The sequence below is a fragment of the Mycobacterium sp. E740 genome, assembly GCF_001672895.1.
GTDB lineage: Bacteria > Actinomycetota > Actinomycetes > Mycobacteriales > Mycobacteriaceae > Mycobacterium.
Genome location: NZ_LZKP01000147.1, coordinates 1 through 19,204, shown reverse-complemented (window position 1 = coordinate 19,204; position 19,204 = coordinate 1). Strand labels below are relative to the sequence as shown.

Sequence of the window (19,204 nt, the reverse complement as noted above, 5' to 3'; positions counted from 1 at the left end):
CGCGCGGCTGACCAGTGCGGTGACCCTGCTGTCGGGCCGGTCGTCGAGCGAGATCACCGAGCAGCAGATCCGCGACATCGCCGGCACCTTGTCGAGCGTCTGCACGGCGGCCTCGCGTTCACCGGCCGCCGACTGGGCCCGCGCCAGACCGAACCCCGCGGAGACGATCCCGTTGTCGGTGGACCACACGGTGTTGTAGAACTCGCGCGCCGGGGCTTCCTCGGTGGCGCCGCCCGCCAGTTCGGCGGTCGCCGCCAACGCCAGCTTGGGTGCCAACTCGCCGGGCATGGTGTCGAGCACCTCGGTGAAATGCTTTGTCGCCGAATCGAAGTCGGCGGACAGCATTTCGGAGACGGCCTTGAACCAGACCAGTCGCCAGCGCCAACCGACCCGCTCGCCGAGGTCGTCGAGTTTGCGGGTGGCCTTGGCCACGTCGCCGAGGTCGAGCAGTGCCCGCACCTCCATCAGCGGCAGCTCGATCGAGTCGGACAGGTCGATACCCTCCGAGTCCAGCGACCCGTGCCGGGCGGCTCGCAACTGGTCGAGCGTCTGCACCGGCTGGCTGACCACGCTGGCCGACAGCACCGGCGCGCCCACATCCGTCGGGTCCACCAACGGCACCGGCAGCGCCTTGACGATCTCCTGGGCGGTCAACCGTTCCGAGTGCACCTGCCCGTCGAGATAGACGTCGGTGTGCGCGACCAGCAGGTCGATGCCGAACGTTGACCGGGTCGGCGAAAACACCGTCGAGAGACCGGGTCTGGGCGAGCCGGTGTCCTCGGCGACGACTTCGCGCAGCACGCCGAGCAGCTGGCCGGACATCTCGTCGGCGCTGACGAAACGGCGTCGCGGGTCGGGGTCGATGGCCCGGCGCAGCGCGCGGGCGAACGAGTCGTATTCGGCCAGCACCGGATCGTCCTCGGGCAGCCCGTCGACGTAGCGGCCCTTACGGGTGCGCAGTTTGAGTGTCAGCGCCGCCAGCGTGCGCCCGACGGTGTAGATGTCGGTGGCCACCGTCGGACCGGTGCGCACGATCTCGGGTGCCTGGTATCCCGGGGTGCCGTAGAGGTAGCCGAACGAGTTGATCGTCGACACCGCGCCGAGGTCGATCAGCTTGAGCTGTTCCTCGGTGATCATGATGTTCTCTGGCTTGAGGTCGTTGTAGGTCAGCCCGAGCGTGTGCAGGTAGCCCAGCGCCGGCAGGATCTCGAGCATGTAGCCGATCGCCTGGGCCACCGGCAGCTTCTCGCCCCGCGCCTGTTTGAGCGACGTGCCGCCGACGTACTCCATCACGATGTAGCCGACGGGGTTGCCGTGCTTGTCGGCGTGCTCGACGAAGTTGTAGATCTTCACGATTCCCGGATGGGTGACCTCGGCCAGGAACTGCCGCTCGGCCATCGCGATCTTCTGCGCTTCGGCGTCACCGGAATGCACCAGGCCCTTGAGGACGACGGGCCGCTCGTTGACGTTGTGGTCGAACGCGAGGTACACCCAGCCCAGGCCGCCGTGCGCGATGCAGCCCTTGATCTCGTACTGGTCGGCGATCATGTCACCCGGATTCAGCTGCGGCAGAAAGGAATACGCGCTACCGCAGTGTGGGCACCAGCCTTCCGACTGGGCTCGCTTCCCGCCGCCGGAGCGGCCGACCGGGCGCCCGCAGTTCCAGCAGAACCGTTTGGACTCGGCGACCACCGGGTTGGACATCAACGCTTCGAGCGGATCCTTGGCGCGTACGCGGGGGATCTCCACCAAGCCGCCGCCGAGGCGGCGCGTGCGCGACACCGCCCTGGTCGCTGTGGTGTGCTCTTGCGGCTCGGTGTCGCCGGTGGCCGCCGACATGCCATCGGAGTCGTCGTCGAACTGCGGCCGGAACACCGCTTGGGTGGCCATGGGGCGGATGGTCGAGGCCGAGTCCATCTCCATGTCGTCGAGATTCGCCGGCTGGGTGCCCGGGCCGTCGAGCTCGTCCCACTGGGTCTCGCTCATCAGTCGGAGTACCTCGCGACCGGGGGCGAGGGCGCCGGGCCGAGCACCGTGAGCCACTTGCGGTACAGCGTGTTCCAGGTGCCGTCGCGGCGGATCCGTTCGAGCGTGCCGTTGACGAACCGGATCAGGCCGGTGTTCTGCCGGTTGACCCCGATTCCGTAGGGCTCCTGGTTGAGGCTGGGGCCGACGATGTGCAAATACGGGTCCTGCGACACCAGACCGGCCAGGATCGAGTCGTCGGTGCTGACCGCGTCGACCTGCCGCTGCTGCAGCGCCACCAGGCAGTCCGCCCACGTCACCACGCCGACGATGATCGGCGGCGGGGTGATCTCCTGGATCCGCTGCAGCGACGTCGTGCCCTTGGCCACGCACACCCGTTTACCGGACAGGTCCGACGCCTGCCGGATCGTCGAGTCGCGCGGCGCCAGGACGCGCTGGTTGGCAGTCAGGTAGGCGGTGGAGAAGCCCACCTCCTTCTTGCGTTCGCAGGTGATCGTCATGGTCTTGACGACGATGTCCACCTGGTTGTTCTGCAGGGCGGCAATGCGGTCGGCCGATGTCAGGATCCGGTACTCCACCTGCGACGGGGTGCCGAAGATGTCGCGGGCGATCTCACCGGCGATGTCCACGTCGAAGCCGGAGACCTGACCGGTGATCGGGTCGCGGAACGAGAACAGGTTGCTGCCGATGTCCAATCCCACGATCAGCCGGCCGCGCGCCCGGATGTTCGCGACGGCCGCGTCGGCCTCGGCGCGGGTGTCGAACGGCCGCAGGCTCGTCGTGCGATTGCACTCGTCCTCGGATCCGTCCGGCGGCCGCACCGGCTGCGGCGGCAACTCCTCCATGCCGGCCGGGGTGGGAGGCGCCAGCGTGACGCCGGGCCCCGAGGTCACCGACGCCGCCTGCCCACATCCGCTGAGCACCAGCAGTGCGGCGAGCGCGAAGCCGAACCTCTTCCCCATCACCGGTACTCGCTCAATCTCGGCCACAGTCCCAGCGCCACGCTCAGCGCCGCGGCGACGCTGAGCACCGCGGCCCCTACGGTCGCGCCCGACAACACGCGATGCGCGTTGACGATGTCGGTGCGCAGCTGGCTTCGGCTCTCCTCGATGCCCGAGCTCAACGCCTCGTCGAGCTTGTTGAACGCGGGCGTGGAGTCGTCCTCCCCGGTGCCCAGCGCCACCTGGGTGGCGGCCGAGTAGTTACCCACGCTGATGTACGCGGTGATCCGGTCGTCGGCCGCGCGCCAGCGCTTCAACAGCTCCTCGGCACCGGCCAGATCGGTCTTGTCGATCGCGTCGTCACGGGCCAGATAGTCCGAAAGTTGTTGCTGCATCATGTCGATGCGCTGGTAGTAGGACTGCTTGCGTACCTCCTCGTCGCCGCGCCGGATCAACGACAGCGTCTCGTCGGCGCGCGCCTGCTGAGCGGTGATGGCCAGGCTGGTGACGGTCTTGAGCGACTCGGCGGCGGTGTCCTTGGCGCTGCGGCTGTCGGCCGTCGAGATGACCAGCGCCGTGCCCACCCAGATCAGCATGATCAACACCGCCATGCCGCCCGCGACGAAGCCGACGTTGATCCGCCTGCGTGTGCGCCGGGCCAGCCAGCGGTTGGCGAACACGCCGAACAACAAGGTGGCCAGGACCACCAGGATGACCGGCCCGGGAATCCGGGTTGACGCGCTGGTCTCGGTGTCCACCCGCGCCGAGGTCTGTTCGTAGAGCCGTTGCGCGCCGGGCAGGATCTGGCTCTGCATGAGCGCCGACGCCTCGGACAGGTACGACGAGCCGACCGGGTTACCCGAGCGGTTGTTGGTGCGCGCGGTCTCGACCAGCCCGGTGTACATGGACAGTTCGGCGTTCACCCGGCCGAGCAACTGCACGAGGTCCTCGTCGGTGAGACCGCTCGACGCGTTCGTGACGGCGACCGACGCGTCGGTGATCGCCTGTTCGTAGCGGTGCCGGACGTCGCGCGGTTCCGCGCCGGCGATGAACGCCGTCGCGGCGGCTGCGTCGGCCACCGACAGCGTCGTGTAGAGCTGGCCGGCTGCGAACGACAACGGTTCGGTGTGGTTGAGCACCGTGGTGAGCGCTTGCTGCCGGTCATTGATCGTCGTCGACGTGGCGAATGCGCTGCCAATGACGAGCGCGGCCAGCACCACGCCGATGGTCAGGATCCGGCCGGGTGTGGTCCACAGGAACCACCAGCGTTGGCGCGCCGGGGTGGCCGGTGACCGCGAGGCGAGCGGCTCCGTCGACGGGTGCGCCAACTCCACAGTCACGTGCGCGCGGACCTCATCAGCATCGCTTTCCAGCTCGTCGGTACGACCGCTCCCAACTCTATGAAAGAAGTCTAAGAGTTTCCGGCAACCCGGGCGGCCCTATTGTTGAGGCGTGCGTGGCGACGGTGACGGATGGGTGGTTTCCGACGGCCAGGCCTACTGGGGTAGGTACGGTGCCGCCGGTCTGCTGCTGCGCGCGCCGGGCCACAACGGCGACGCGGTCGTGCTGCTTCAACACCGGGCGGCGTGGAGTCATCAAGGCGACACCTGGGGGCTTCCCGGCGGCGCGCGCGACAGTCACGAAACGGCCGAGCAGGCCGCCATTCGCGAGGCTCACGAAGAGGCGGGCCTGCCGGGAGACCAGTTGACGGTGCGCAAGGTGGTGCAGACGAAAGTCGTCCCGGCCGGGGCGATCAGCTGGACCTACAGCACGGTCATCGCCGACGCGCCCGCGATGCTGGACACGGTGCCCAACCGGGAGAGCGCGGAGTTGCGCTGGGTCGCTATCGACGAGGTCGTGAACCTGCCGCTGCACCCGGGGTTCGCCGCGAGCTGGGCGCTGCTGCGCGACGAGTTCGCCTCGATCCCGCTGCAGGTCAACCGACGGCTTTGAGCGCGGACTTCAACTGCCGGGCCGCCGCACGCGGGTCCTCGGCGGCCGTGATCGCGCGCACCACGACGACGCGGCGCGCACCTGCCGCCAGCACCTCGGGTAAGCGGTCGGCGTCGATGCCGCCGATCGCGAACCACGGCTTGTCCGTGCCGAGTTCGGCCGCGCGGCGGACGAGGTCCAGGCCGGGGGCGGGCCGGCCCGGTTTGGTCGGCGTGGGCCAGCATGGTCCGACGCAGAAGTAGTTGACCGCTTCGGCGTCCGCTGCGGCGACCTGTCCGATGTCGTGGGTGGAGCGGCCGATCACCGGGCGCGGGCCGACGATGTCGCGGGCGATCGCCAGGGGCAGGTCGTCCTGGCCCAGATGCAGCACATCGGCATCGGCCGCCAGCGCGATGTCGGCGCGGTCGTTGACGGCCAGCAGCGCTCCGTGGCGGCGTGCGGCGTCGCCGAGCACTGCGAGCGCCTCGAGTTCCTGACGCGCTTCCAGGGGCCCGAAGCGCTGTTCGCCCGGCGAATTCTTGTCGCGCAGTTGGATGAGATCGACACCGCCGGCCAATGCTGCGTCGGCGAAGTCCGCGAGGTCGCCGCGCTCCCGCCGGGCATCGGTGCACAGGTACAGCGACGCCGTCGCCAGCCGTTCCGAGGGATCGTGCACACCGCGACGCTAGCGGCTCGTCGTTCGTGGCCTGGCCTGCGGGTACTGTGGGATGACGAACGCGGGAGTCCCGGGACCGGGGACTGAGAGTGGGCGCGCGTACCTGCCCTTACCGTCGCACCTGATCCGGGTCATGCCGGCGAAGGGATGGGATGTTGTCAGAGCTGTTCTCGAAACCGAGCCTCGCCGTGGTCGGCGGCGGCGTCATCGGGCTGGCGGTGGCGCGTCGCGCGCTGACGGCCGGCTGGAACGTACGGGTGCACCGCACCGCCGAGCGCGGAGCGTCGTGGGTGGCCGGTGGCATGCTCGCCCCGCACAGCGAGGGCTGGCCGGGCGAGGAGAAGCTGCTGCAACTCGGGCTGGAGTCGCTGCATCTGTGGCACGCCGGCTTCCTGGACGGCCTGCCCGGCGACGTCGTCACCGCACGCGAGTCCCTGGTGGTCGCGGTCGACCGGGCCGACGCCGCGGATCTGCGCACCGTGGGCGAGTGGCTGGCTGCCCAGGGACATCCGGTGACGGTCACCTCGAGCGCGCGCGACATCGAACCGCTGCTGGCGCAGGGCATCCGGCACGGCTTTCGCGCGGAAACCGAACTGGCCGTTGACAATCGCGCGCTGGTGCAGGCATTGGCGGCGCTGTGCGAGCGCCTCGGTGTGCAGTGGGCCCCGCCGGTGTCCGCTCTCGCCGACGTGCAGGCCGATGCCGTGGTGATCGCCAACGGCGTTGACGCGCCGACACTTTGGCCCGGGCTGCCGATCCGGCCGGTCAAGGGAGAGGTGCTGCGGTTGCGGTGGCGGCGCGGTTGCATGCCCGTACCGACGCGGGCGGTGCGCGCCCGCGTGCACGGCAGGCAGGTGTATCTGGTGCCCCGCGCCGACGGGGTCGTCGTCGGCGCGACGCAGTACGAACACGGTCGCGACACCGCGCCCGCGGTGACCGGAGTTCGCGAACTGCTCGACGACGCCTGTGCGGTGATGCCGGCGCTGGGGGAGTACGAATTCGCCGAATGCGCTGCCGGCCTACGGCCGATGACGTCAGACGGCCTGCCGCTCGTCGAACGCCTCGACGAGCGGACCCTGGTCGCAGCGGGCCACGGGCGCAACGGCTTTCTCCTCGCGCCGTGGACCGCCGAGCGGATCGCGACCGAACTGGAAGTAACAGTAGGAGCATTGCGATGAGGGTGATGGTCAACGACGAAGCGGTCGAAGTGGATGCGCAGACCACGGTCGCCGCGCTGATGGAGCGGCTGGGGTTCCCGGAGAAGGGCATCGCGGTGGCGGTGGACTGGTCGGTGTTGCCGAAGTCCGAGTGGCACACCGAGCTGTCCGAAGGGGCCCGCGTGGAGGTCGTGACGGCGGTGCAGGGTGGCTGACTCGCCGTTGGTCATCGCCGGTCGCGAATTCGGTTCGCGGCTCATCCTCGGCACCGGTGGCGCGGCGAATCTCGCGGTGCTGGAAGAGGCGCTCGTCGGGTCCGGGACCGAACTGACCACGGTGGCGATGCGCCGCGTCGACGCCGACGGCGGCACCGGCGTGCTCGAGTTGCTCAACCGCCTCGGCATCACGCCGCTGCCCAACACCGCGGGCTGCCGCGGGGCAGCCGAGGCGGTGCTGACCGCCCGGCTCGCCCGCGAGGCACTGGGCACCGACTGGGTGAAGCTCGAGGTGATCGCCGACGAACGCACCCTGCTTCCCGACGCTGTCGAATTGGTGAAGGCTGCAGAGCAATTGGTCGACGACGGTTTCGTCGTGCTGCCCTACACCAACGACGACCCGGTGTTAGCCCGGCGGCTGGAGGACACCGGGTGTGCGGCGGTCATGCCGCTGGGTTCACCGATCGGGACGGGGTTGGGTATCGCCAACCCGCACAACATCGAGATGATCGTCGAGGCAGCTTCGGTGCCCGTCGTGCTGGACGCGGGGATCGGTACCGCGAGCGACGCCACCCTGGCGATGGAGCTCGGCTGTGACGCGGTGCTGCTGGCGTCCGCGGTCACCCGCGCGGCCGACCCGCCGAGCATGGCCGCGGCGATGGCCGCTGCCGTCACCGCCGGTCATCTGGCCCGGCAGGCGGGGCGCATCCCGAAACGGTTCTGGGCGCAGGCCTCCAGTCCGCTCCGATGAATCGCTATGTCGCGCTTGGCAGTTCGATGGCCGCCGGGCCCGGCATCCGGCCCCGCGCGAGCGGTGCCCCGTGGCCTGCGGGCCGGTCGGCCCGCAACTACCCCCATCTGGTCGCAGAGAAGTTGGGCCTAGACCTCGTCGACGTGACCTACTCGGGCGCGACCACGGGCAACGTGTTGCGCCAACCGCAGTTCGGTGCGCGCCCGCAGATCGAGGCGCTGGACGGCACCGAGCAGCTGGTGACGGTGACGATCGGCGGCAACGACGTCGGCTACGTGCCGATGCTGTTCGCCGCGGGCCTGCCGCGCCTGGCCCGGAAGGTCCCGCTGCTGGGCGGCATCCTGCGCGCACAACTGGACCCGCGCGCCCGGGAGGCGGCGCTGGCCGAGGTGGCGTCGTCGCTCGAGGAGGTCGGCCGCACGCTGCGCGGCCGCGCGCCGAATGCGACGGTGCTGTTCGTCGACTACCTGACCCTGTTGCCCCCGGAAGGCACGCCGGCGTCACCGCTGTCGGACGCCGACGCCGCGACCGGCCGCCACGTCGCCGACGTGCTGCAGCGGCTGACCGCCGAGGCGGCGGCGGCCACCGGCTGTGGCCTGGTGCGCGCCGCCGAGCACAGCCGCGCGCACCACGCCTGGTCGGCCGAGCCGTGGACCACGAAGTTCGGACTGCCGGTGCCGGGCAGGCCGGCCCCGTTGCACCCCAACGCGGCAGGAATGCGCGCCGTCGCCGACCTCGTCGTCGCAGAGCTGACGGGTTGACGCCCCGCGACGCTAACGTGGTGGGCAATGAGCCAGACCAGGGTTTGCAAAGCAATCGTTCTGATGTCGGTGATCGTCGTGGTGCTCGGCGGATGCGGCAGGGACAAGGAGCAACAACCGGCGGTGCAGCCGCCCACCACCCAGGCGGGGGTCGCGCCCGCGGCCGTCGACTTCGCCAGGTCGCTCGCGAAGCGCACGTCGACCGACGCCATGTACGCCAGCCTGCAACGGCTGCAGGAGATCGCCGACGCCAACAAGGGCAACCGGGCACTCGGCAGCCCGGGCTACGCCGCCAGCGTCCACTTCGTGGCTGACACGTTGCGGGACAAGGGCTTCGACGTGCAAACCCCCGAGTTCGAGGTTCGCCTGCCGTACGCCGACGAGCCTGTGCTGACCGTGGGCGGTGACCGCGTCACCGCCAAACCGTTGAACTTCACGATCGGCACACCGCCCGACGGGGTATCGGGGCCGCTGGTGCCCGCCCGCGCCGAGGACACACCGGGCTGCACGGTCTCCGACTACGACGGCCTGCCCGTCAAGGGCGCCGTCGTGCTCGTCGACCGCGGCACGTGCCCGTTCTCGGACAAGGAGAAGGCGGCCGCAGAACGCGGCGCGGTCGCGTTGATCGTCGCCGACAACGAGGAGGGCGACCAGATGGGCGGCACCCTCGGGGAACATACCGAGGTGAAGATACCGGTCGTCAGCATCACGAAAGCCGAAGGCCAACGGTTACGCGGCGCCCCCGCGGACACCACCCTCAAGCTGCACGCGGGTGTGCGCACCGAGCGCACCCGTAACGTCATCGCGCAGACCAAAACCGGTGACACGCACAACGTCGTGATGGCCGGCGCCCATCTCGACAGCGTGCCCGACGGCCCGGGAATCAACGACAACGGTTCCGGGGTGGCGGCGATCCTGGAGACCGCTTCACAATTGGGCGGTTCCCCGAATGTCCGCAACGCGGTCCGGTTCGGTTTCTGGGGCGCCGAGGAGGTCGGGCTGATGGGGTCGAACAAGTATGTGCAGTCCCTGGACCAGGAAGCACTCAAAGACATTTCGCTGTACCTGAACTTCGACATGGTCGCATCGCCGAACCCCGGGTACTTCACCTACGACGGCAACCAATCGCTGCCGCCCGACGCCGAGGGGGCCGCGAGCCGGGTACCGGAGGGCTCGGCGGGCATCGAACGCACCCTCGTCGCATACCTCGACGCCGCCGGAAAGCCCGCGGAGGACACGGGTTTCGACGGCCGGTCGGACTATGAAGGATTCACGCTGGCCGGAATCCCCGCGGGTGGCACCTTCTCTGGTGCCGAGACCGACATGACGTCCGAGCAGGCCGACGAATGGGGGGGCGAGGCCGGCCGGCCCTTCGACCCCAACTACCACAAGGCATCCGACAACCTCGAGCACGTCGATCGCACCGCACTGGGAATCCACGGGGCCGGCGTGGCGTACGTCGTCGGAATCTACGCCCAGGACCAGGGCGGGCCGAACGGCATCCCGACCCGCGACCTGCGCATCCGCCACCCGCTCGCGTCATGAGGAAGTCGGCCGCTGTCATCGGGGTTGTCGCTGTCGTCGCGGCATTGGCGTCGTGCTCGACGCACAACCCGAAGCCGCCCTCGCCGGACGATATCGCCGGCAAGGTCAGCGCGGATGCGATGTTCACCCACCTGCACAAGCTGCAGGAGATCGCCGACGCGAACAACGGCAATCGGGCCGACGGGACATCCGGCTACGACGCCACCGTCGAATACGTGGCAAAGTACCTGCGCGACAAGGGATTCGACGTCCAGACTCCGGAGTTCGAATTACTCGACCGCACGCAGGGCGGCAACCCGTCGATGCGGGTGGGTGGCCGTGACTATCCCGTCGACCAGGCGTCGCTGCTGATCACCACGCCACCCGGCGGCCTGAACGCCGTCACGCTGCGGCCGCGCAAAGCCGCCGGCTGCCGGGCGGCCGACTACGAACGCACGTCGGTGCGGGGGGCGATAGCCGTCGTCGACGACACCGGTTGTTCGGTCGTCGACAAGCAGAACGCCGCCGTCTCGCAAGGCGCGGTCGGCCTGCTCGTGGTCAGCGCGCCGGATGGCGGCGGCAGCCCCGCCGGCCTGTTCACGCCCGGTTACTACCAGGACCTGACCGTCCCCGTCGGTGTGATCGGCCGTGACGCCGATGCGGCTCTGCGACGCACCACGTCGCCGGTGCGCCTGGTGCTCGACCGCAAGCCGGTGTTGAAGAAGACCCGAAACCTGTTGGCACAGACGAAGACTGGGGACACCCACAATGTCGTGCTGGCGGGTGCGCATCTCGACAGCTCGGCCGCCAGCCCGGGGGGCAACGACGACGGGTCGGGCATCGCGGCGCTGCTGGAGACCGCGGCGGCGCTGGGCTCGCAGCCACAGATCACCAACGCCGTGCGCTTCGTGTTCTGGGCGTCGGAGGAGAACGGGCTGGCCGGGCCGACGAAGTACGTGCGCGGCCTGTCGCCGGAGGAACGCCAGGACATCGCGTTGTACCTGAACTTCAACATGCTCGGTTCGGCCAACGCCGGATACTTCACCTACGACGGGGACCAGTCGGCGCAGCCGAACCCGGCCATCCCCGCGCAATCGGTGCCCGAAGGCTCGGCCGGGATCGAACGGACGCTGGCCGGCTACCTCAACACGGCGGGGGTGCGGCCCGCTGATATGCCGCTGACGCAGTTCGCCGACTACTACGCCTTCCTCACTGCGGGGGTGCCGATCGGCGGCCTGACCGCCGGTGCCTCCCAACGTAAAAGCGATGTGCAGGCGCGACTCTGGGGTGGCCGCGCGGGGGTGCCGTTCGACCCGAACTACCGCACGAAACGGGACACCGTCGAGAACATCGATCGAGATGCCCTCTCGCTGCTCGGCCCCGCGGTCGCCTTCGCCGTCGCCACCTACGCGCACTCGATCGTCGGGGTCAACGGCGTGCCGGCTCGGGATCAGCGGCGCAAGCCGTAGACCAGGGCGCCGACCAGAACGACACAACCGCCGGCGAGTATCGACGAGACCGGCAACATGACGGCCAGCAGCACACAGCCCACGAGCCCGATCGCCGGGATGATCCTGCGACCGAGAGTCCAGGCCGAGGCGTTGGCGATCGCGTAGTAGAGCAGCACCGCGAACGAGGAGAACCCGATCGCGCCCCGCACGTCGACGGTTGCGGCCAACAGGACGACGAGCGCGCCGACGACCACTTCGGCACGGTGTGGGCCGCCGAACCTCGAGTGCACGGCGGACAAGCCGTGGGGCAGATGATGGTCGCGCGCCATCGCCAGCGTGGTGCGCGACACCCCGAGGATGAGCGTGAGCAGTGAGCCGAGTGCCGCCACGGCCGCACCCCCGCGGACGACCGGGCCGAGCGCGGGGGCCCCGGCCGCGCTCACCGCATCGGCGAGCGGTGCGGTCGCGGAAGCCAGTGCGGTACTGCCTAATTCCCCGAGAACCGCGATCGCGACGAGCGTGTAGACGGCGAGCGTGACGACCAGGGCCAGCGATATCGCGCGCGGGATGATCCGGGCGGGATCGCGAACCTCCTCACCGAGAGTGGCGATCCGGGCGTAGCCCGCGAAGGCGAAGAACAGCAGCCCGGCCGCCTGTAAGACCCCCGCGACGGAGACGCCGCCGTCGAACGACAACCGGTCTGCGTCGAGTCCGCCGAGGCCGAAGATCGTCACCACCACGGCACCGAGCACAACCACGACGAGGCCGACGATGGCGCGCGTCAGCAGCACCGACTTTCCGATTCCGACATAGTTCACCGCGGTCAGCGTGACGACCGCGCCGACCGCTACGACGCGCGCGCAGTCGGGCCAGACGTAGTAGCCGACGGTGAGCGCGATCGCCGCACAGGAAGCTGTTTTGCCGACGATGAAGGCCCAGCCCGCCGTGAATCCCCAGAAGTCGCCGAGCCGCTCCCGTCCGTACACATAGGTGCCGCCCGACTGCGGGTAGCGCGCCGCGAGCCGGGCGGACGACGTCGCGTTGCAGTAGGCCACCGCCGCGGCGAGCGCGAGCCCGATGAGCAACCCAGAACCCGCTGCGGCTGCCGCCGGCGCGAGGGCGACGAAGATGCCTGCGCCGAGCATCGAGCCCAGCCCGATGGTCACCGCGTCGAGAGTGCCGAGCCGCCGGTGCAGCGCTGGGCCGTCCGGCGAACTCACCGCCGGAATGCTAGTTCAGGCGGCGTTGTGGTGCGGCTGCAACGACTCGCGCGCGGAGGTCGTCGCAGACGCGACCAGCACCGCGAGAAGCACCGCGCCGGCGAGCACCGCCAGCGGAATCGTCCACAGCCGCCGCAGCAGCAGCGCTGTCTGGCACTGGTCCACGTAGTTGTGTTCACCGACCGTTGCGGCCGCCTGCGCGAGGTCGGAGAAGTAGCCGGTCCCGCACTTGATCTGCCAGCCGTACTGGTCGTAGCTGTCGAGGAACACCGGGAAGTTCATCGCCAGGAGGGCGATGATCAACACGACTCCGGCGATGATGCCGGTGTAGGCGAGACGATGATGGCGCTTGGACATGATCTTCCCCCGTCGTTCAGGTCATACAGACGTCGGCGAACAGCAACACCGGCCACGACACGATGGAGCCGAGATACGAGACGGCGAGATCAGCGCCGGTCATCCCGCGCAGATGGTCGGTGTGCATGGTCGACCAGAAGACACCGACGATCAGATACGGCGTGCCGATGATCAGCGCCACGGCGATCAGCTCCCCGATGGTGACCTGAAAGCTCAGTAGCCTCCGCAGCGCGCCGAACACGCCATTATGTTAATGGTCATTCTGGTTGCGGTGACAACTTTGGTCATGATTTGGCAACCGAAGTCGACCGTTATGTGGGTAGCTGGTCCGATATCGTGTTTGCCATGTCCCGCACTCGGCCCGCCGGCGGTGACGGGGTCCGGCGCCGGCCGAAGGACCGCAAGGCGCAGATCGCCCGGGCGTCTGCCGAGGCGTTCAGCACGCTGGGTTTCCACGGTGTGAGCATGGAGTCCATCGCGTCGCGGGTCGGGATCTCCGCGGCGGCGCTGTATCGCCACTATGCGAGCAAGTACGACCTGTTCCGCGACGCGGTGCTGAGCCTGGGTCAACAGTTGGTGGACGCCACGGCGTTCGCCGGCGAGTCCGACGACCCGCAACTGGAACTCAACCGGCTCGTCGCGGCCCTGACCGACACCGCGATGGCGAACCGGGAGTCGGGCGGCCTTTACCGCTGGGAGGGCCGTTATCTGCGCGGCGACGATCAGGCCTCGCTCATCGCGCAGATGCGCACCGTCCACCACCGTATTCAGCGGCCGCTGAGCACGCTGCGGCCGGAGCTGTCGTCCCCCCAACGCTGGACACTGTCCATCGCCGTGCTGTCGGTCATCGGCAGCATCGTCGACCATCGGGCGAAGCTGCCCGCCGTGCAGGTCCGCGCGCTGCTGGCCGACCTCTCCGCCGCGGTCCTGACCAGCGAGCTGCCCGACATCGACCCCGACCAGGCGGCCGAGCGGCCCGTCGCGTCGGTGCCGACGAGCGCCGAACCGTCGAAGTACGAAGCGCTGCTCAACGAGTCGATGCGACTGTTCAACATCAACGGCTACCGCGACACCGGCATGGAGGACATCGCCGCCGCCGTCGGGATGCCCGCGTCGGGGATCTACCGGTATTTCGCGGGCAAGAGCGACATCCTCGCCGCGGCCTTCCGGCGCGCAGCCGACCGGCTCTCCGACGAGCTGACGGCCATCACCGGCTCCATCGCCGATCCCGAAGACGCGTTGAGCGCGGTCATCGACGCCTATGTGGCCAGGTCGTTCGCCCAGCCCGAGCTCGACTACGTCTACTACACCGAGCGGCTCAACATGTCGCCGACCGACCAGAAGATCCTGCGCAACATGCAGCGCGGCACCGTCGAGTCCTGGGTCAGCCTGGTGGTGGCCATGCGGCCGGAGTGGACGCCGGGCCAGGCGCGGTTCGCGGTGCACGCGGCCATGTCCCTGGTGATCGACCTGGGCCGGCTGATGCGGTATGCGAACACCCCGCAGAACCGGCTGGTCCTGCAGCGACTGCTGGACGTGACGCTGTTGGGCCGCTACCGGTTGCGCGCGACGTTGCCCGCCAAATAGGCGAGGTAGCCGAGCGTTCCGACGATCGCCAGTTTGCGCGTCTTGCGCACCGCCAGTCCGATTCCGAGCGCCGTCTCGATGCCGCCGTTGACGTAGATGTACTGGCGGGTGTTGCGCGGGAACGCCTGGCCGGTCACCGACTCGAACAGCTCCGGCCTGACGAAGTGCGCGAGACCGACGCCGGCGACGCCCAGTCCCGCCAACGTGGCCGCACGCGAACCGCTGCCCGATTCCTGAAGTGACACAGCTGCTGTTCCTCTCTGCTCACGCAATCCGGTAGTCGCTCAACGGATACTCCGATGCCTCTTTGATGGCTTTGCGGGTCGACATCGGCCGCAGCAGCGTCGCCTCACCACTGGGGTTGAAGTAGTAGGACCGCGACGTCGCGCAGTTGCCGACGCTGAACACCGAGTCGCCGATGAGCTCGGTCATCCGGTCCAGGTAGCGGGCGTTGGCTTCCTCGGTGACCTCGAACGTGGTGGCTCCACGGCGCTTCACCTCGCCGAACAGCCGGTCCATGTGGCGCATCTGGTATTCCATGGTGTTGAAGAAGTTCAACCCGAGGAACGCGTACGGACTTGCCAGGCTCAGATAGTTCGGGAAGTAGGGCATCGTGACGCCCTGGTAGGCCTGGAATCGCGTGTCGCGCCACCACTTTCCGAGATTGCGACCCTCGCGGCCGACGATCTCGATGGCCGGGAAGTTCGCCTCCCACAGGTCGAAACCGGTGGCCAGCACCAGCGTGTCGATCACGGTCTTGGTGCCGTCGTTGGCGACGATCCCGTCGGACTCGATACGCTCGATTCCCGAACTCTGCAGGTGCACATTAGGTTTGGTGAACACCCGGTAGTAGCTGTTGGAGAAGGTCGGGCGCTTGCAACCGAAGTCGTAGTCCGGGGTCAGCTGCCTGCGCAGCTCGGGGTCGCGGATCGACAAGAACCGGTGCATCTTCGCCAGGTCCGACGCTCCGATGTTGAGCCGCCGGAAGAGCAGCGTGCGGTGGTGCAACCCGACGTAGATGAAGAACTCGTACAGCGCGTCGGTGACCGACCGAATTGCCCGCTGCGCCAAGGGAACCCGGGCGAACAGCCGCTTGGCGCGGTCGGAGAACCGGAAGTCGAGCTTGGGTACCACCCAGATCGGCGTGCGCTGGTAGACGGTCAGGTCGGCCGCCTTCTTCGCCAGTTCGGGGATCAGCTGCACCGCGGTCGCGCCGGTGCCGATGATCGCCACGCGCCGCCCGTCGAGGTCGTAGCTGTCGTCCCAGTCGGTGGTGTGGATGATCTTGCCCGCGAAGCCGGTGATGCCCGGAATGTCCGGTGTGTGCGGCTGCGACAGGAACCCGGTGGCCGTGAGGAGGTAGCGCGTCGTCAGCGTCTCGCCCCCGGCCAACGCGACCCGCCACACACCGGCTTCCTCGTCCCAGCGGGCGCTCTCCACGGTGGTGTTGAACCGCATGTGGCGGCGCACGTCGTACTTGTCGGCGACGCCGTCGGCGTACTGCTTGATCTCGGTGCCGGTGGAGAACAGCCGTGACCAGTTCGGGTTCGGCTCGAAGAAGTACGAGTAGGTGGTGGTGGGCACGTCGACGGCCAGCCCGGGGTAGCGGTTCACGTGCCAGGTGCCGCCGAGGTCGTCCTCCCGGTCGAGGATGACGAAGTTCTCGTAACCCATGCGCTTGAGCTGGATGGCCGCGCCGATCCCCCCGAAACCGGCGCCCACGATGACGGCGTCGAACTGCTCCGAAGACATGGGAGAAACGGTACCTCAGGTACCAGCTAGGGACGGAAATGCTCCGGCACGGCCTCAGCCCCTGATCGAACCCGTCCTCGGCGGGTTGAGCGTCGCAACGCAGGTCACCGCGCGATCGCCCTGCGCCCACGTGTCGGCGGTGGGGTAGAGCACGTACAGCTGGACCGAGTCGTCGGTCATCGCGTCGGGCGAGTAGGCGGCCAGCTTCGGGCTGCACTTCTCGGCGTAAGAATCGATCGCCGCTTGGCCGGGAAAGTCGCCGTCGGGCATCTGCAGCACAGAGAACACCTCGCCGGCGTGCGACTCGTCGCAGCCCACGGTCTTCACGGTCAGCACCCGCGCGTTGTCCGGGATCTCGGCCAGGCAGTCGCCTTGCTTGACGTCGGTGGCGGTCTTCGTCCCGTTGGCGAACGCGAAGTAGAACACCAGGCCGGCGACGATGATCAGCGCCCACACCGCGGACAGCACCAGCCCCGCGATCGCCAGGCCGCGGCCGCCCTGGCCCTCCTTGGCCTTCTTCAGACCGACGATGCCGCATACGACGCTGACCAGGATGCCGCCGATCAGACCGAAGATCAGCGAGACGATGGCCCACCAGTTCGTCGGCCGCTGCCCAGCCGGCGGGTGGTATCCCTGTGCATACGGCAACGGCGGCGGCGGCGGGTAGGGCGCCGCGGGCGGGTACGGGTTGTGCGGCTGCTCGCCGTAGGGCGGTGGCGGTCCGTACGGCGGGGGAGGTCCCGGCGGCGTGGTCACGGGAGCAACCGTAGCGCGGCGTCGACCGCGATGCCGGGCACATCGAGTGTCTTGGAGCCCAGGTCGTGTCGTGCACCGGTGATCTCGACGACCTCGGCGGGCGCACCGATCAGCGCGGCGGCGGTGCGCAGTTCGTCGATCGAGCCGAACGGATCGGCGGTGCCATGGGTGAACACCGTCGGGGTGCTGATCCGTGGAAGGTGTTCGGTGCGGGCGCGTTCCGGCTTGCCGGGCGGATGCAGCGGATACGAGAACAGCGTCAGCACGTCGATGTCGACCGCATTGTCGGCGATCGCCATCGACGTCATCCTGCCGCCATACGAATGCCCTCCGGCGACGACGGGACCATCGGCGAGCGTCCGCGCGACACCGACCGCCTCGACCACCCCGGCTTGGTCGGCCGCGGCGGACCCGGACGGCGGCCCCTTGGGGCGCCGCCGCCGGTACGGCAGGTTGTAGCGGATCGCGAGCCACCCGCGCCGGGCCCACTCGTCGCAGATCCTGATGAGCAGCGGCGCTTCTCGGCTGCCACCTGCTCCGTGCGTGAGGACGACGACGCCCGCGGGCGCGCGGTCGGGTTCGTGCGCGACGCCCGCGATCTGTTCGAGGTTCACTCGGTCAGCCTGAACAGCGCCGACACCGGGCCGTGGCCGTGGCCCAACGGGTATGCGGCGCGCAGACATTCGGTGACCCAGCGCTTGCCGAACGCCACCGCGTCGGGCACCGGGTAGCCGTGCGCCAGCGCGCTGGCCACGGCCGCACCCAGCGTGTCCCCGGCGCCGTGATCGTGGCCGGTGTCGATCCGCGTGGCGTCGAACTCGTGGAAGACCGTGCCGTCGAACAGCAGATCCGGGCTGTGCGCCGACGTGCGCAGGTGCCCGCCCTTGACCAGCGCCCACTGCGGCCCCATCGCGTGCAGGGCGCGTGCCGCGTCCCGTTGGGTCGCGGGGTCTGTGACCTCGATGCCCGTCAGCAGTCGCACCTCGTCGAGGTTCGGGGTGACCAGCGTCGCCAACGGGAACAGCTGTGATTTCAGCGATTCCAGCGCGCTGGTATGCAGCAGCGGATCGCCGTGCATCGAGGCGCACACCGGGTCGACGACCAGCGGCACCGTGCCGGCCAGGCCTAGCTCACGCCACGTCCGCGAGACGGTGTCGATGATCTCCGAGGACGCCAGCATGCCGGTCTTGGCTGCCTGCACGCCGATGTCGGAGGCCACCGCTTCGATCTGACTCGCGATGACGTCCAGCGGTATCTCGTGAAAACCCTTGACTCCCAGCGAGTTCTGAATTGTCACCGCCGTGACCGCGACGAGGCTGTGCACGCCGAGCAGCGCGAAGGTGCGCATGTCGGCCTGGATGCCCGCACCGCCGCCGGAGTCCGACCCGGCGATCGTCATCACCCGGACCGGCGTGGTGCCGGGCTCGGGCAACGGCAGATAACTCATGCAAGCGGTAGGTAGACGCGGTTGCCGTGTTCGGCGAACTCGCGGGACTTCTCCGCCATCCCCTCGGCCAGCGCGGCCTCGATCGCTTCCTCGCTGTCGAGTCCATGGGCGGCGGCGTAGTCGCGCACATCCTGCGTGATCCGCATCGAGCAGAACTTGGGCCCGCACATCGAGCAGAAGTGTGCGGTCTTGGCGGGCTCGGCGGGCAGCGTCTCGTCGTGGAACTCGCGCGCGGTGTCGGGATCCAGCGACAACGCGAACTGGTCGTTCCACCGGAACTCGAAGCGCGCGCGCGACAGCGCGTCGTCACGCTCCTGAGCGCCGGGGTGGCCTTTCGCGAGGTCGGCGGCATGGGCGGCGATCTTGTACGCGATGACCCCGTCCTTGACGTCCTTGCGATCGGGCAGGCCGAGGTGTTCCTTCGGCGTGACGTAGCACAGCATCGCCGTGCCCGCCTGGGCGATGATCGCCGCGCCGATCGCGCTGGTGATGTGGTCGTAGGCGGGCGCGATGTCGGTCGCCAGCGGTCCCAGCGTGTAGAACGGCGCCTCCTCGCACCACTCCTCTTCCAGCCGGACGTTCTCGACGATCTTGTGCATCGGTACGTGGCCGGGGCCCTCGATCATCACCTGCACGCCATGGGATTTCGCGATCTTGGTGAGCTCACCGAGGGTGCGCAGTTCGCCGAACT

General features: G+C 68.9%; 21 protein-coding genes and 1 riboswitch. Of the genes, 8 read left to right on the top strand and 13 right to left on the bottom strand.

Annotation, left to right across the window (positions count from 1 at the left end):
• The 3 genes from A5663_RS14105 to glnX all read right to left on the bottom strand — a co-directional run.
• Nucleotides 1-1,986, bottom strand: a 1,986-nt coding sequence (locus A5663_RS14105) for a tetratricopeptide repeat protein (RefSeq protein ID WP_082974130.1), incomplete at its 3' end; no start/stop codon positions are given.
• Complete coding sequence (locus tag A5663_RS14100; protein WP_068149919.1) at nt 1,986-2,948, bottom strand: glutamate ABC transporter substrate-binding protein; 963 nt, start codon at nt 2,946-2,948, stop codon at nt 1,986-1,988. The genes A5663_RS14100 and A5663_RS14105, both read right to left, overlap by 1 nt.
• Entirely contained in the window at nt 2,948-4,267 is a 1,320-nt protein-coding gene (gene glnX / locus A5663_RS14095; protein ID WP_068149916.1) for a protein kinase G-activating protein GlnX, read from the bottom strand. The genes A5663_RS14100 and glnX overlap by 1 nt, the downstream gene beginning before the upstream one ends.
• Before the next feature lie 112 nt (nt 4,268-4,379).
• Between glnX and A5663_RS14090 the strand changes: the two genes are divergently transcribed.
• A complete protein-coding gene (locus tag A5663_RS14090) occupies nt 4,380-4,880 on the top strand; it encodes an NUDIX hydrolase (protein ID WP_068149913.1) in 501 nt (166 codons plus the stop codon).
• Here A5663_RS14090 and thiE read toward each other — a convergent pair.
• Nucleotides 4,864-5,535: a thiamine phosphate synthase gene (gene thiE, locus A5663_RS14085; RefSeq protein ID WP_068149909.1), complete on the bottom strand. Its 672-nt coding sequence runs from the start codon at nt 5,533-5,535 to the stop codon at nt 4,864-4,866. The two genes, A5663_RS14090 and thiE, sit on opposite strands and share 17 nt — an antisense overlap.
• 51 nt (nt 5,536-5,586) lie before the next feature.
• Nucleotides 5,587-5,702: riboswitch (TPP riboswitch) on the top strand.
• On the opposite strand from thiE, the gene thiO reads away from it, so the two are divergent.
• From thiO to A5663_RS14055, 6 genes are all read left to right on the top strand, one after another.
• Nucleotides 5,688-6,713 carry a glycine oxidase ThiO gene (thiO, locus tag A5663_RS14080; protein ID WP_068149905.1) on the top strand — a complete coding sequence of 342 codons (1,026 nt, stop codon included), beginning with the start codon at nt 5,688-5,690 and terminating at the stop codon, nt 6,711-6,713. Its footprint overlaps the riboswitch before it by 15 nt.
• Nucleotides 6,710-6,907, top strand: a complete 198-nt coding sequence (gene thiS / locus A5663_RS14075; protein WP_068149903.1) for a sulfur carrier protein ThiS — start codon at nt 6,710-6,712, stop codon at nt 6,905-6,907. The genes thiO and thiS overlap by 4 nt, the downstream gene beginning before the upstream one ends.
• The gene (locus A5663_RS14070; protein WP_068149900.1) at nt 6,900-7,658 is read left to right on the top strand and encodes a thiazole synthase; all 759 of its coding nucleotides are present in this window, start codon (nt 6,900-6,902) and stop codon (nt 7,656-7,658) included. Before thiS ends, A5663_RS14070 begins: the two co-directional genes overlap by 8 nt.
• Nucleotides 7,655-8,419, top strand: a complete 765-nt coding sequence (locus A5663_RS14065; RefSeq protein WP_068149897.1) for an SGNH/GDSL hydrolase family protein — start codon at nt 7,655-7,657, stop codon at nt 8,417-8,419. The genes A5663_RS14070 and A5663_RS14065 overlap by 4 nt, the downstream gene beginning before the upstream one ends.
• Before the next feature lie 27 nt (nt 8,420-8,446).
• A complete protein-coding gene (locus A5663_RS14060) occupies nt 8,447-9,964 on the top strand; it encodes a M28 family metallopeptidase (RefSeq protein WP_068149894.1) in 1,518 nt (505 codons plus the stop codon).
• Nucleotides 9,961-11,412 carry a M28 family peptidase gene (locus A5663_RS14055; RefSeq protein WP_068149891.1) on the top strand — a complete coding sequence of 484 codons (1,452 nt, stop codon included), beginning with the start codon at nt 9,961-9,963 and terminating at the stop codon, nt 11,410-11,412. Before A5663_RS14060 ends, A5663_RS14055 begins: the two co-directional genes overlap by 4 nt.
• On the opposite strand, the gene A5663_RS14050 is transcribed toward A5663_RS14055, so the two are convergent.
• Genes A5663_RS14050 through A5663_RS14040 form a run of 3 tightly spaced genes read right to left on the bottom strand, consistent with a single transcriptional unit; the run spans nt 11,394 to nt 13,212 of the window.
• A complete protein-coding gene (locus A5663_RS14050; RefSeq protein ID WP_082974129.1) occupies nt 11,394-12,614 on the bottom strand; it encodes an APC family permease in 1,221 nt (406 codons plus the stop codon). The two genes, A5663_RS14055 and A5663_RS14050, sit on opposite strands and share 19 nt — an antisense overlap.
• A gap of 15 nt (nt 12,615-12,629) precedes the next feature.
• Nucleotides 12,630-12,971 (bottom strand): hypothetical protein, encoded by a 342-nt coding sequence (locus tag A5663_RS14045; protein WP_068149889.1) that lies wholly within the window; start codon nt 12,969-12,971, stop codon nt 12,630-12,632.
• 16 nt (nt 12,972-12,987) lie between these two features.
• Entirely contained in the window at nt 12,988-13,212 is a 225-nt protein-coding gene (locus A5663_RS14040) for a hypothetical protein (protein WP_068149885.1), read from the bottom strand.
• Nucleotides 13,213-13,316: 104 nt separating this feature from the next.
• On the opposite strand from A5663_RS14040, the gene A5663_RS14035 reads away from it, so the two are divergent.
• On the top strand, nt 13,317-14,558 hold the full coding sequence (locus A5663_RS14035) for a TetR/AcrR family transcriptional regulator (RefSeq protein WP_068149882.1): 1,242 nt from the start codon (nt 13,317-13,319) through the stop codon (nt 14,556-14,558).
• Here the strand turns inward: A5663_RS14035 and A5663_RS14030 are convergent.
• The 6 genes from A5663_RS14030 to A5663_RS14005 all read right to left on the bottom strand — a co-directional run.
• The gene (locus A5663_RS14030; protein WP_068149880.1) at nt 14,525-14,803 is read right to left on the bottom strand and encodes a hypothetical protein; all 279 of its coding nucleotides are present in this window, start codon (nt 14,801-14,803) and stop codon (nt 14,525-14,527) included. The two genes, A5663_RS14035 and A5663_RS14030, sit on opposite strands and share 34 nt — an antisense overlap.
• Nucleotides 14,804-14,822: 19 nt before the next feature.
• On the bottom strand, nt 14,823-16,310 hold the full coding sequence (locus tag A5663_RS14025; RefSeq protein WP_068149878.1) for an NAD(P)/FAD-dependent oxidoreductase: 1,488 nt from the start codon (nt 16,308-16,310) through the stop codon (nt 14,823-14,825).
• A gap of 54 nt (nt 16,311-16,364) precedes the next feature.
• A complete protein-coding gene (locus A5663_RS14020) occupies nt 16,365-17,066 on the bottom strand; it encodes a DUF4190 domain-containing protein (RefSeq protein WP_068149874.1) in 702 nt (233 codons plus the stop codon).
• Nucleotides 17,063-17,680, bottom strand: coding sequence for an alpha/beta family hydrolase (locus A5663_RS14015; protein ID WP_068149871.1), 618 nt, complete (start codon nt 17,678-17,680; stop codon nt 17,063-17,065). The genes A5663_RS14020 and A5663_RS14015 overlap by 4 nt, the downstream gene beginning before the upstream one ends.
• Nucleotides 17,677-18,513, bottom strand: coding sequence for a bifunctional hydroxymethylpyrimidine kinase/phosphomethylpyrimidine kinase (thiD, locus tag A5663_RS14010; protein WP_068149868.1), 837 nt, complete (start codon nt 18,511-18,513; stop codon nt 17,677-17,679). The genes A5663_RS14015 and thiD overlap by 4 nt, the downstream gene beginning before the upstream one ends.
• On the bottom strand, nt 18,510-19,204 hold a 695-nt coding region (locus A5663_RS14005), incomplete at its 5' end, for a phosphomethylpyrimidine synthase ThiC (RefSeq protein ID WP_197503396.1). The genes A5663_RS14005 and thiD, both read right to left, overlap by 4 nt.